An 11,176-nucleotide genomic window follows, 5' to 3' on the forward strand; every position below is an offset into this window, starting at 1 on the left:
GCGAGCACCGCCTCGTCGATGCGCTCCTCGTCGACCGACATCCGAGCAGCTTAGCACACCACGCTCAGACCGGGCGTGGTCCCAGCCGATCGGTTACGACGCTCGCGCGCTGAGGCCGGCACAGGGTTTAGCGCGGCAGAAAGCAGAGCGACCGCAGCAGCAAGGCGGCAAATCGAGGCGTCATGTTCGGCATCCCGGTAAGGTCGAATACCGGCACTTCGTTCCGCACCTCTGGCAAGCTATATTATTGCCACACCATGTAAAACAAACCCGGCACCTCATCAGCATCTTCGCCACGAAAGATTTGACTTCTGGAAGTTCTCCAAATTGGAGCGCACGGAGAAAACGCCCGCACTATGTAATTGAAAGAGCCCAGGCGCGAATTGATCGATGACACTCGTTTCGGCAGGAGGAGCCGCCCATGAACCGCCGCCAATCTTTGTATGCGGGAGCCTCTCTCCTCGGGGTGTTGGCAGGGCTGCGCACCGTTGGTCGGGCGGCCGCCGAAGACTTCGAGATCGTGAAGAGCGATGCCGAGTGGCGGCGTCAGCTCGGTCCCGCCGAATACGCGATCCTTCGGGGTCATGGGACCGAACGCGCCGGCTCAAGCCCGCTCAACGGCGAGAAGAGGCCGGGCCGGTTTGCTTGCGCCGGCTGTGACCTTCCCCTGTTCTCGTCGGATACGAAGTTCGAGAGCGGAACCGGCTGGCCGAGCTTCTGGGCGCCACTCCCCGATGCGGTCAGTACCGCCTCGGATACGATGTTCGGGATGAGCCGCACGGAGGTGCATTGCCGCCGCTGCGGTGGTCATCTCGGCCACGTCTTCAACGATGGTCCGCCCCCCACGGGTAACCGCTACTGCATGAACGGTGCGGCTCTGCGCTTTCTCCCCACCTGACCGTTCACCGTCTGCCGCGCCTCAGGAGACATCCATGATCCGCCTGACTCTCAATCGCCTCGCCCGCCGCCTCTGGCCGGGTCTCTGGCCAAGTGCGGCCGCGGCCGCGGCCGGGGTTGGCCTCCTCGCAGGCTTGCATAGCTACGGGCTCGCGGAAGAAGCGAGCCGGCGCTTGCCGGAGGCGGCTCTGCAAGCGATGGAACCCACGGATGGGTTACGCACCGCCACGCTGGCCGGCGGCTGCTTCTGGGGTGTTCAAGGCGTGTTCGAGCATGTTCGCGGCGTGAAGCAAGCTGTGTCGGGCTATGCCGGCGGCAGCCGGGAGACCGCAACCTATGAGACGGTCAGTTCCGGCCAGACCGATCATGCCGAGGCGGTGCGCATCTCCTACGATCCGGTGGTCATCCGCTACGACCAACTTCTGCAGATCTTCTTCTCGGTCGCCCTCGATCCGACACAGGTGAACCGTCAGGGTCCGGACACCGGCCCGCAATACCGCTCGGCGATCTTCCCGAGCGACGCCGAGCAGGCGGGGGTGGCGGAGGCCTACATCGCTCAGCTCGAAGCAGCCAAGCTGTATCCCCAGCCGATCGCCACGAAGATCGAACGGGATGCAGTCTTCTATCCGGCTGAGGACTATCACCAGGACTTCATGGCCTTACACCCTCGCCATCTCTACATCGTTGCGAATGACGCCCCGAAACTGCGCGATCTGCAGAGGCTCTTCCCCGAGCGCGCGACCTCCAAGCCCGTCCTCGTCGACCGACCGCCGAGCTGAATCTGGCGAGACCCACTCGGGCCTGCCGCAACGTCTCGCATGAGCCGCAGGAGGGGCTGGTCCGGCCCAATTTTCAAACGTCGTTAACGGGCTCAAGCCCGAAGCAAACCGCGTGTGAAAAGGCGGCCTCAGCAGAAGCACAGACTCAGCATCTACATCCGACCTTCTCCAAGTAGGCGGCCCCGCCCCCCGCAGTGTTTTGTGCGGAGCCACCCTCCCCTGCAGGGTACAGGTGGTACAGGCGGTACTCGAAGGGGAAATGCTCAGATAAGGCGGTACTGGGCAGGGTACAGGGCGGCACTGCACTCCCGTCAGCAGCCTGCCGGTCCCACGCTGTCCCGCTTGTTGTACCACCTCAGATGGCCCGTTTTCGCTCTGCAGTACCGCCTGTACCCTCTGTACCACCCAAGAGTATACCGCTCGCAACCACCGTCAGAGCTCGCGTCATCGCTCCGTGACGACGCTGTCCAACGGAATGTCCTGCGGCTCCGGGTAGATCGTCTCCAAACGCCCAAGCTCAAATCCGACTCCGATTGTCCGCGGCTTGGTCGGCATGGCGGCTATCGTGCGGTCATAGAAGCCGCCGCCATAGCCAAGCCGGTAGCCCTGCTCGTCGAAACCGACCAGTGGCACGACCAAAAGATTGGGAAGCACTGCCTCACCACTTTCAGGCGTCGGCACGTTCCAGACGCCCTGCGTCATCAGGCTGCCCGGTGACCACTCGCGAAAGACAAGTGGCTGCTCCCTTTCCACGATCACCGGCAGAGCAAGTCGTGAACCCCTATCCCGCATGGAGGAGAGGATGCTTCTCGGGTCATACTCCCCGCGAAAGGGCCAGTAGAAGCCGATCAGCTGGCCGGCATAGGGTTCGAGCGCTGCAGCCAGGGCCTGACTGATCCTCTCGCTCCAGGCCGCACGATCCTCGGCGGAGATGCCGATGCGCTGCTCGAGCAGCTTAGCGCGTGTCTGCTTGCGCCAGTCACGGACCACCGGCCAATCCGCATTAGCAGCCGGCAATTCCGGACCGGGATCGGAGATGTTGAACATGTCACTCATCGACCAGCTCTCCGCCACTCTCTTGCTCATTCCTTAGACGTCAAACCATCGGTGCTGATGCACCGCGAAGCGGCTCACCTACTGACCGCCGAAGGCACGCAGCGGACGTCCCGCTTCCGAGCGGTGCACCATCAGGGCAATTCCCGCAGCGTCATCGATGGCCGCCAGGCGGGGGCCTACCGCAGCGTGGAGGGACATCTCGCTGCGATCCAGGATCAAGTTCACGCGCTCGCACCACTCGGCGTCCGGAATGTCCGCCGCCTCCACATCTTTGAGGGTCTCGGCGACAATGTCGCGCACTTCGTCCACGAGTTGGCGTGTCAGAGGCGGTCTCGTCTTGGCCGCATAGGCCTCGGTGATGATCCCGGCCCATTGCTCCGCTGGTCGACTCGGGTGTGTGCTCATGTGCGGTCACCTCACCATTCGTTACAAACACTCGGAGACAGATGCGGCGATTTCGACCATCCTGTCGACACAGGTGTGGTCGTTAGCCATCTGTTAACGATCAGGTCCGACGATCTACTTCTTCGCGGGAGGCGGCCATGACGCGGTCTCAGAAACTTCGCCTGAAGCGTTGGATCATGCGAGAGCTTGATCGGACCCTATCGAAGGTAACTTCCGGTTCGATGTGACCATTCACATCGCAGTTTCCACATGCCAGGCGAGAGGCGATGCGGTTCTGCACAGAATCCCATTCGGCTGGTCTGCGCTTTCGGCTGACTGGGCGGCGTAGTCATCGGTATTTGCCGACGGCGAAGGGCGAGATTTAATTGGCCTTGCTGCGCAGCGAAGTGGCAACAGATGATAAGAGTGGTTTCCTGCGGCCCTTTCCTTCTCGTGTCTAAGCACTCGTCTGCGCAGCTCTTGGTCGGCCAAGGCTATTATTCTTGGCGAGTTCCGAGCGCTGGGCGGCGTAGCTGGCGGCCACCATCGGGTAGTCCTTCGGCAGGCCATAGCGCTCACGGTAGCTGTAGGGTTCAAGCCCGTACTTCGTGAGATGGCGCTTGAGCGTCTTGTAGGCTTTGCCGTCGATGAAGCTGACCAGCGCATCTGATCTGATCGACTTCTTGATCTGAGCAGAGGTCGGCTTCTCAACAGCTTCGCTGCTGGGCGGTTTAGGTTGAGAAAGACCAACAAGCGAGGCATGCACGGTATGGATCAGGTTTGGGAGTTCCCCAGCCGCCACATGATTGCGGGCCACATAGGCCGAGACAAGCTCGGCGGCCCGCTCGATGAAGAGATTATCCTGATGATGCGGCTGCGACGCAGCGACTTCCGTTTCCATGGGGATCTCCAGCTAAACGTCTACGTACTTTGCCGCAAGTTTCGGGAAGCGCAAGCGCACGGGCTGGCTATACCCAAACGAATGAGTACTAGCTATAGAAAAATACATAATACAGGAGCTAACAACTAGTTTTTTCATCTCGCGGTTTAGGCGTGAGGGGCTGTTAAGTCCGGCGGCGATGCTCTTACTAGCCCGCTCAGTCAGCGTCTTTGGCAGCCGAGCGGGCCTGGGGCCGAATTGAACGGACGGTCAGGCTGTCGCATCGGCGTTGCTGCGCCGGCTGCGGGCTTTGGCTGGTGTATCAGCGGCAGCGGAAGAATCTGCGGACTTCCGTCCACCACGGCGCGACTTCGGCGCCTCGGACACGGCCTCGGCCAAGACCGCCGCCTTGGCTTTCGGCTTCGGAGAAGACTTCCGACGCTGCTGGCCCAGACCGAGCTCCTTGGCAAGAAGCGAGCGCTGCGCCGAGTAGCTCGCCGAGGTCATCGGATAGTCGACAGGTAGACCCCACTTCGCCCGATACTCGTCCGCTGTTAAGCCGCGGAGCGTCAGGTGCCTCCTCAAGGTCTTATACGGCTTTCCATCCTCGAAGCTAACGAGGTAATCCGGTGTGATCGATTTCTTGATCTGCGCAGGCGTCACCCGCCCCGGCCCGGCGGCCTGATGTGAGCCGTAGGCAGCTCCGCTCAGCGCGGCATGAACGCTGGCGATCAAGGCAGGCAGTTCACCTACCGGCATCGAGTTGTTCGACACGTAGGCCGAGACGATCTCGGCAGCGAGTTCTACGTAGTTCTCCCGCGCAACCTGTTCAGCGTCACTCATTTGCGAGCCCCTCCTCTGCTCTCTTGCAGCCAGATCGTCTTCCGCGGCAGGAGGCATGACATTATCGATGAAATTACGCGATTCAGAATATGGCGCGCGACAAAGATGTGGGTCATAGGGCGTACTCAGTGAGTTGTGCAGAGATCGAAGGAACTGCCTCAGCTCATCTCAGCGGTCAGTTGATCTTCTAGGGCGCCATCCTGCGCTGGGCGGTACAGGGGGTACAGGTGGTACTCGGAGGGGAAATCTTGGGCGGAGGCGGTACCGGGCGGGGTACAGGGCGGGACAGGTCGCCCCTACCTCAGGCCGGCATCACGCTGCACTACTGGCTGTCCCCCTGCTTCCGCTCTGCAGTAAACCGAATGCCTCACAGTTTTAAGAATGACTTATCGGACAGCTCAGAGTGTGTGCGGAGCTGATCAGCACGCCGCTTGAGACTACAGGCAAGCTCTCGCGCGTAAGCTCGGCCCGGGCGGTGGGTGTCCACATCGGCGATCCGGGGCGAGCGTCAGACACTCCCCCAACGCCCACGACGCCCGTCGCTCTACAGCCCAGCCGTGCGGGTTGACCGCGAAACAGGGCGGGCTCACGCCTACGAAGTATGGCGCGGCCGTGAGCGAACAAAACATGAGCGAGCAGTGGCAATATCAACTGCGGGTCTATCTGCCTGACGAGCTTGTCGACACCGCCCGGACTAACCTTGACAGCCCGGCACTCGCTCCGCTTTCCGTCATTCTTGGCAAACACCATGCGACGATGATGTCGCAGTTCGATGCATTCGCAGGCTACGTCGCCGAAGCAGAACGGCACGGGATTGAGGCCTACCCGCTCTATGCCTGGACCAAAGCCACCATTGAGGACCCGGCGAAGCGGGCAAAGCACCTCAAGTCCTTCGCTCTTCATGTGAATGGCAGGGAGATTTACAGCAGGGACGAGGCGGATGCGCTCGAGACGGACCTGCAGCCGCTCGTGGGAGGCAACTTGATCGAGCGGCTGTCAAAGCACGACACAAATCCTGCAAACAACCCGCAGCCGCCGGAGCAGTACCGCCAACGCAAGATTACCTAAGCTCCGAGAGGTCTCGTCACCCGCGCTCACGTCCCGGCTCCTCCTCGCGCCGCCGGCGCGTTGTCTTTCGTCCAGCTGTCGAGACCGGCCATGGCATCGCGGAGCGGCCCGGCGCACCGAGGTAGGAAACCGTCCATCTGGTTTGAGGTTGCGCGCCGAGCTGCCCTCGCACTGCCCGGCGTGCAGGAGCGCATGAGCCTGACAGGACCCGTGTTCCGAATTGGCCAACGGCGCTTGGCTTGGCTGGGTGAGGATGGCGTCTCGCTGCTGGTCCCCATCGGGGCTGATGAGGGCGAGATGCTGAGCGAGGCCGAACCGAGAACCTTCTCCGCCGCGGGCCAGCTGGGTGGCCATCCGCTGCTGCGGGTCCATCTTGCCTATGTGGTGCAGGCGAGCCTCAGGCGCCTCCTCGAACAAGCTTGGCGCGAACGCGCGTCGAAGCAGGTGCAGCGCTCAAGATCGCGCGCATCGGCAGAGAGACAGCCGAGGCGCGGCGAGGAGCCTCGATGATGGGACAGCGTAGCGCGGCACGGGCCCAGGAGGGCTCCGTGAACCGGGCTGCGCGCTTCGGGTTTCATCATGACGCGGCTGTTGAACCCTGAGAGGAGCCTCAGTGACGGGTAAGGTCCTGATCACCGGTGCCGCGGGACGAATGGGGCGCACGCTGCAGCAGCATTGGCAAGGCCGAGCCGTGGTCGGGCTCGACCGCATCGGCGCCGACCTCGCCGTGGATCTCCTGCAAGGACCTGACGCTTGCGCCCCGGCCTTCACGGGCATCGAGACCGTGGTGCATCTCGCGGCTGATCCGGATCCCGGTTCGCCGTTCGAGCGCGGCGGCTATGGCAACACGCTGGCGACCCTGACGGTCGTGGCAGCCTGCCTCAGGGCTGACGTGCGTCGGCTGATCTTCGCCAGCTCCGTCTGGGCCGATGCCCCAGCCTGGGGCTTGTCGGACCGGACGACGTGGTACGCGGCCTCGAAGCTTGCCGGGGAGGCAATGGTGCGTGCCTGGGCGGATCAGACGGGCAACCCGGCCGTGTGCCTGCGACCGGGCTACTTCGATCCTGACTCGGATTGCGCCGACGACTTCAACGAGGCGCTGCGGGTGGATGTGCCATCGCTGTGCCGCCACTTTGACGAGGCTCTGGCTTGGGCGGGTCCAGGTTGCGCGATCCGCTACGCTGTCGGGAAGCTCGGCTGATAGGCGTCGTCACTCTCGAGGGGTGGGTGCGGAGAGTTGGCCCTCCTGCCTTATCACTCCTCGGGCGCGACCGATGGCAATGGCAGTGCTGAGAGGGCCAGCAGCACACCGACTGCGCCGATGGCGGACGAGAGAAAGCCGTCGCTGTCGAAGTCGAGGTCACGCGGTCGAACGAGCCAGGCGACAGTCAGGGCCACTATGGCAACGCTCAGGGCCAGAGGGCACCAGAGCAGGCGAAAGCCCGGGATCCGGGCCGGGGAGAGGCTGCGATTGGTCATGGCGCGGATGTAAGCAGGCTCTGTTGCAGCGTGATCGCGTCAAAGCCTGCTATGTTGCGTCGCCTGTTTCTGTGAGCGGCTTCACAGCCTGGGTGTGCGTCCGACAGCATCGCGCCTCCTCGCTCAGGAGAGGCGAAACGCCCAAACCATCAGGTGATTCGAGCGATCGCAGGCCGTAGTTGTCTGACTACCGCACTTCATTAAATCTTCCGAGTCTGGTTTCTTGTCTTCCGGACGTTGGACAGACACAAGGGAGCGTCTCGGTCGATCCGCGACCTAAAGGCAAGCACCATCCTGGTCCCGTTGTCTTCATAGACGTCGAATGCTTCCGGCTGGACAGTTCTGGGTACTGCATCCACGAAAAGAGGTGCAGTCAGAGCGGCGTGAGTAGATGACGGCTCTCTGGCGCGATGATTCGGGCGTGAGTGCCTTCGCGTTCCGCGAAACGATGCAAGCCGAGGTCGGCGGTAACCACTTGTTAACCACTGGAAACACGCTCCTGGCCATGCTGCGCCGCAGCGGAAATGCGGCTTTTCTGCAACTCCCATCCGCCGACGTGTCAAACTGCGCCATTCCCCGCTGTCCTTTTGAGCTGCGCTGTAGAATAGTTCCTCGGGTTGAGACTTGAGGTGGGGCCGTAAGGGGGCGCTTGGCACCATTGAAACGGGAGCCGACTTTAACGGCGTGCCGGCAATGACGTGCGCAAGGCTACGGGGCGGACGCCTGAAATCCTTGGGAAGGAAAGATAAAATGACGATGAAATGGCTCGCCGCCGGCGCGGTGGCGCTCTCGGTCGGCATGACGGCGACGGCCTCGTACGCGCAGACGACGACGGTTCCAGGTGAGCAGGTCGGCCTCGCGGTCGGCGCTCCGCTTCCCGAGGGCGTCTACGCGATCAACACCTTCACGTACCGCAGCCCCGACGGCCCGAACGCGACCTCAGTCGACACCGCCGTCAACATTCCGGTCCTCGTGTGGTCGACCCCGTGGCAGATCCTCGGCGCCCGCGTCGAGCTGGCCATCGCCCCGCCTACCGTGTTCACCTTCAGCCGCGCCGCGAACGGCCGTGACACCAGCATCAACGTCGGCACCTTCGTCGGCGGCATCTTCGCCTGGGATCTCGGCAGCAACGTCGGCGTCAGCTACCTCGCCGGTGTCTACCTCAACGACCTCAACGCCGGTCGCGGCGGCGGCCTCGGCATCCTGGCCTCGAACACCTACCGCCAGGGCTTCGCCATCAGCTACACCGGCGACGGCTGGAACCTGACCGCGAACCTGACCTACAACTTCTACGACGTTCCCGCCCGCTTCGAGGGCCGCGGCGGCATCCCGGGCTTCTACGGCAACCAGTTCCCATCCGATGCCCTCAACCTCGACCTGACCGCGACGAAGAAGTTCGGCAAGTTCGAGATCGGCGCCATCGGCTACGGCACCACCAACCTGTCGAACCGCGGTCCGCTGCGCTTCAGCCCGGCGAACTTCCCGGCCGGCTGCCTTGGCCAAGGCGGCATCTGCGGCTCGGTCGGCCCGAGCGGCGGCGGTCGCTTCGCACTCGGCGGCCTCATCGGCTACGATTTCGGGCCCTTCACGGTTCAGGCCTGGGTCGCCCGCGACGTCGTGAGCTCCACGCAGCAGATCTCGCCCTTCACGGGTCTGCCGAACGGCCGCACGGCCTACTCGACGGAAGGCTGGTTCCGGATCATCGCGCCGCTCTACACGGTGGCCGCTGCTCCGCCCCCGCCCCCGGCGCCGCTCATCCGCAAGTACTGATCTGTTCGCCCCATCAGCGGCACGTGATACAGGCGCCGGCTCCTCAAGAGCCGGCGCTTTGTTTTTGCAGAGCGATGCTACGGCTCAGGGCCGAAGGAGCGAGGAGCCGCAGGTGCCAAGCCATGCCCGACACAAGGGGCAGGTCGAGTTCGTTGGGCGAATCACTGCAATCCTCGCCGAACTCCGAGCTGCCGGCGTTAATGCGCCTGACCAACTCGCTGACGTGCTGAACGTCCGTGCAGTGCCTCCGCCGAACGGAAAGCGCTGGACCGCGCTGCAGGTTCTGCGAATCGACTCGCTTCACCTGGGCCGGAAATCCGCGCGCTTCCCGCCAAATCTCGACTATGCCGCGACCGGTGTCGGAAGGGATGCTCGGCGTCCGGTCTTGGAGGAACATGCCGAGCTGTTGCGCAACCTCGCCTGTCAGCCTGGGATCACTCTGGCCAGGATTCAGGCCAGCCTGGCCGACCATGGTGTTGAAGTGAGCGCACTTTCCACAATCTCTCGGACCCTTAAGCGGCTCGGCATTTCGACCAAGTATGTACGTTGAGAGCTAGGTGCTCGGATGATTGGCGTGCATTGCCCGGGGTCAGGAGATGCGCGCCTGCCGCCCCGCGACGCCCACCTATGTCCTGGCCCGTGTCTCAGACTTACCCGAGCAAACATTTCTTACCGATGCTGGTCAGCGGAAACCCGGCGTCACGCCCAATCCCGTGCTCATCACCCTGGTTGATGCCGTCGAGCAGGGTGGCCTCGGACAGGTGAGCGGAGCCGACCGTCTGGCGGCCTTGGCCTACCGTACCGGACGCTTCGGTATGGCTCGGCGACTGGTGGAGCACGCCTCCGGTCCCCTAGCAGCATGGGTCAGGGCCAAGCTTGCTCTGCAGGAAGGCGACATTGCTCGGGCCGCTGCCTTCTACGCCGCCGCCGCCCAAGCATTTCCAACATATCGCAGCGCTTATATAATAGTACACTCCATTTTCTAGAACGCCTAGAGTAATCGCTACTGCGCCGGCTGTTAAAAACCAGATGGGCAATCCGACGTTCAGCATATGCATCTGGGCATATGTGCTAAAGATCATTAGGAACAGAATTGCACATCCCGCTGCCACAAATAGGTGGTAGCATAGCAGGGCAATAAACTGCTTAGGATAAAGCTCGGACGCGAGTGGAAGAGCAAGCAGATGTAGAATGCAGGTCGGAGGCATGATGTACCGCAGGGACAGCGCCGATTGTTCATTGAGCTCTTTGATAAACTCTGCTCGCGCTTCGGCATTTAACTTTGGCATCTTGAAGATGGTGTGGCCGTTTTTGAGCAGCCGGTATGGGCTAAAGTTGATCCAGGCCATGACTCGGACCCACAGCGGTGCGCGCCGACGCGTTCAAACGTGACGCCGCATCATAGATCAGAAAGATGACAAAGAGCACGCACCGATCGTGATTGTTGGCCTACACCGTTGATTCCTGCTCCTTTTTGTATATCGGCCGGTGGGGGCCACGAATCTGGTGCTCCCCTATCACTGCCCTGCAAGGGCCCGAATTAAGCTCCTGAGAGTTCTTCGCTGTTTCGAACGCTGTCCGGTGCTGGGTGGTACAGGCGATACAGGTGGTACTCGAAGGGGAAACTCTTGAATGAGGCGGTACCGAGCAAGGTACGGGTGGTACAGGCGTTCCCTACGCTGGGACCGGTATCACGCTGTACCACCCCAGGTGGCTCACTCTCGCCCTGCAGTACCACCTGTACTCTCTGTACCACCCTGCTGCTGGAGCATTGCGGTAATGATCACGACCATGCCCGCCACTTTCTTCGGCCCCATGCCGGTCGTGCTCGGGAGCACGATTTTAGCTCACCAAAGCCCGAAGTGTTCGTCCCTCGCACCCAACCAAGGCTCAGGGCTCCTGCTTGGCAGCACAGGCAGACGTGGAAGGGGAGGCAACTCAGCTGCATCGCGCCGTGCCGTTCGCGGGGCCAGGTTCGCCTGGGCTGAAGGGTGCTCGCGCCCCCTTCCGGGAGCTGGGC

Annotated in this window: 13 protein-coding genes; 7 read left to right on the forward strand and 6 right to left on the reverse strand. The window is 62.5% G+C overall.

What is annotated here, in order from left to right; all coding sequences use genetic code 11:
* Positions 1 to 421 precede the first annotated feature (421 nt).
* The gene (gene msrB, locus WDW90_RS31520) at positions 422 to 898 is read left to right on the forward strand and encodes a peptide-methionine (R)-S-oxide reductase MsrB (RefSeq protein WP_336491514.1); all 477 of its coding nucleotides are present in this window, start codon (positions 422 to 424) and stop codon (positions 896 to 898) included.
* Between the two features lie 34 nt (positions 899 to 932).
* Positions 933 to 1,676, forward strand: coding sequence for a peptide-methionine (S)-S-oxide reductase MsrA (gene msrA, locus WDW90_RS31525; RefSeq protein ID WP_336491515.1), 744 nt, complete (start codon positions 933 to 935; stop codon positions 1,674 to 1,676).
* Positions 1,677 to 2,120: 444 nt separating this feature from the next.
* On the opposite strand, the gene WDW90_RS31530 is transcribed toward msrA, so the two are convergent.
* From WDW90_RS31530 to WDW90_RS31545, 4 genes are all read right to left on the reverse strand, one after another.
* Entirely contained in the window at positions 2,121 to 2,732 is a 612-nt protein-coding gene (locus tag WDW90_RS31530; RefSeq protein ID WP_336491516.1) for a 5-formyltetrahydrofolate cyclo-ligase, read from the reverse strand.
* A 78-nt stretch (positions 2,733 to 2,810) separates the two neighbouring features.
* Positions 2,811 to 3,137 (reverse strand): hypothetical protein, encoded by a 327-nt coding sequence (locus WDW90_RS31535; protein WP_336491518.1) that lies wholly within the window; start codon positions 3,135 to 3,137, stop codon positions 2,811 to 2,813.
* 436 nt (positions 3,138 to 3,573) lie between these two features.
* Positions 3,574 to 4,017 carry a Ros/MucR family transcriptional regulator gene (locus WDW90_RS31540; protein ID WP_336491520.1) on the reverse strand — a complete coding sequence of 148 codons (444 nt, stop codon included), beginning with the start codon at positions 4,015 to 4,017 and terminating at the stop codon, positions 3,574 to 3,576.
* 249 nt (positions 4,018 to 4,266) lie between these two features.
* Entirely contained in the window at positions 4,267 to 4,839 is a 573-nt protein-coding gene (locus WDW90_RS31545) for a Ros/MucR family transcriptional regulator (protein WP_336491521.1), read from the reverse strand.
* 627 nt (positions 4,840 to 5,466) lie between these two features.
* On the opposite strand from WDW90_RS31545, the gene WDW90_RS31550 reads away from it, so the two are divergent.
* The 3 genes from WDW90_RS31550 to WDW90_RS31560 all read left to right on the forward strand — a co-directional run bounded on the left by WDW90_RS31550 (position 5,467) and on the right by WDW90_RS31560 (position 7,108).
* Positions 5,467 to 5,907, forward strand: a complete 441-nt coding sequence (locus tag WDW90_RS31550) for a hypothetical protein (protein ID WP_336491522.1) — start codon at positions 5,467 to 5,469, stop codon at positions 5,905 to 5,907.
* A gap of 90 nt (positions 5,908 to 5,997) precedes the next feature.
* Complete coding sequence (locus WDW90_RS31555; protein WP_336491523.1) at positions 5,998 to 6,417, forward strand: MmcQ/YjbR family DNA-binding protein; 420 nt, start codon at positions 5,998 to 6,000, stop codon at positions 6,415 to 6,417.
* 103 nt (positions 6,418 to 6,520) lie between these two features.
* The gene (locus tag WDW90_RS31560; protein WP_336491525.1) at positions 6,521 to 7,108 is read left to right on the forward strand and encodes an NAD-dependent epimerase/dehydratase family protein; all 588 of its coding nucleotides are present in this window, start codon (positions 6,521 to 6,523) and stop codon (positions 7,106 to 7,108) included.
* 53 nt (positions 7,109 to 7,161) lie between these two features.
* Here the strand turns inward: WDW90_RS31560 and WDW90_RS31565 are convergent, their stop codons facing one another.
* Complete coding sequence (locus tag WDW90_RS31565) at positions 7,162 to 7,386, reverse strand: hypothetical protein (protein ID WP_336491527.1); 225 nt, start codon at positions 7,384 to 7,386, stop codon at positions 7,162 to 7,164.
* Between the two features lie 750 nt (positions 7,387 to 8,136).
* Here WDW90_RS31565 and WDW90_RS31570 point away from each other — a divergent pair.
* Both WDW90_RS31570 and WDW90_RS31575 read left to right on the forward strand, forming a co-directional pair.
* Positions 8,137 to 9,156, forward strand: a complete 1,020-nt coding sequence (locus WDW90_RS31570; protein WP_336491528.1) for a transporter family protein — start codon at positions 8,137 to 8,139, stop codon at positions 9,154 to 9,156.
* A 112-nt stretch (positions 9,157 to 9,268) separates the two neighbouring features.
* Complete coding sequence (locus WDW90_RS31575) at positions 9,269 to 9,706, forward strand: hypothetical protein (RefSeq protein WP_336491529.1); 438 nt, start codon at positions 9,269 to 9,271, stop codon at positions 9,704 to 9,706.
* Positions 9,707 to 10,007: 301 nt separating this feature from the next.
* Here the strand turns inward: WDW90_RS31575 and WDW90_RS31580 are convergent, their stop codons facing one another.
* Complete coding sequence (locus tag WDW90_RS31580) at positions 10,008 to 10,505, reverse strand: hypothetical protein (RefSeq protein WP_336491530.1); 498 nt, start codon at positions 10,503 to 10,505, stop codon at positions 10,008 to 10,010.
* Between the last annotated feature and the right edge of the window lie 671 nt (positions 10,506 to 11,176).

Source organism: Methylobacterium nigriterrae, assembly GCF_037106235.1.
Classification (GTDB): Bacteria; Pseudomonadota; Alphaproteobacteria; order Rhizobiales; family Beijerinckiaceae; genus Methylobacterium; species Methylobacterium nigriterrae.

What these genes read in the sequence shown, in the direction of transcription:
- WDW90_RS31580 (WP_336491530.1), bottom strand. Translation starts at nt 10,505, where the DNA reads ATGGCCTGGATCAACTTTAGCCCATACCGGCTGCTCAAAAACGGCCAC.
- WDW90_RS31530 (WP_336491516.1), bottom strand. Translation starts at nt 2,732, where the DNA reads ATGAGTGACATGTTCAACATCTCCGATCCCGGTCCGGAATTGCCGGCT.
- WDW90_RS31565 (WP_336491527.1), bottom strand. Translation starts at nt 7,386, where the DNA reads ATGACCAATCGCAGCCTCTCCCCGGCCCGGATCCCGGGCTTTCGCCTG.
- msrA (WP_336491515.1), top strand. Translation starts at nt 933, where the DNA reads ATGATCCGCCTGACTCTCAATCGCCTCGCCCGCCGCCTCTGGCCGGGT.
- WDW90_RS31555 (WP_336491523.1), top strand. Translation starts at nt 5,998, where the DNA reads ATGGCATCGCGGAGCGGCCCGGCGCACCGAGGTAGGAAACCGTCCATC.
- WDW90_RS31550 (WP_336491522.1), top strand. Translation starts at nt 5,467, where the DNA reads ATGAGCGAGCAGTGGCAATATCAACTGCGGGTCTATCTGCCTGACGAG.
- WDW90_RS31545 (WP_336491521.1), bottom strand. Translation starts at nt 4,839, where the DNA reads ATGAGTGACGCTGAACAGGTTGCGCGGGAGAACTACGTAGAACTCGCT.
- WDW90_RS31540 (WP_336491520.1), bottom strand. Translation starts at nt 4,017, where the DNA reads ATGGAAACGGAAGTCGCTGCGTCGCAGCCGCATCATCAGGATAATCTC.
- msrB (WP_336491514.1), top strand. Translation starts at nt 422, where the DNA reads ATGAACCGCCGCCAATCTTTGTATGCGGGAGCCTCTCTCCTCGGGGTG.
- WDW90_RS31570 (WP_336491528.1), top strand. Translation starts at nt 8,137, where the DNA reads ATGACGATGAAATGGCTCGCCGCCGGCGCGGTGGCGCTCTCGGTCGGC.
- WDW90_RS31535 (WP_336491518.1), bottom strand. Translation starts at nt 3,137, where the DNA reads ATGAGCACACACCCGAGTCGACCAGCGGAGCAATGGGCCGGGATCATC.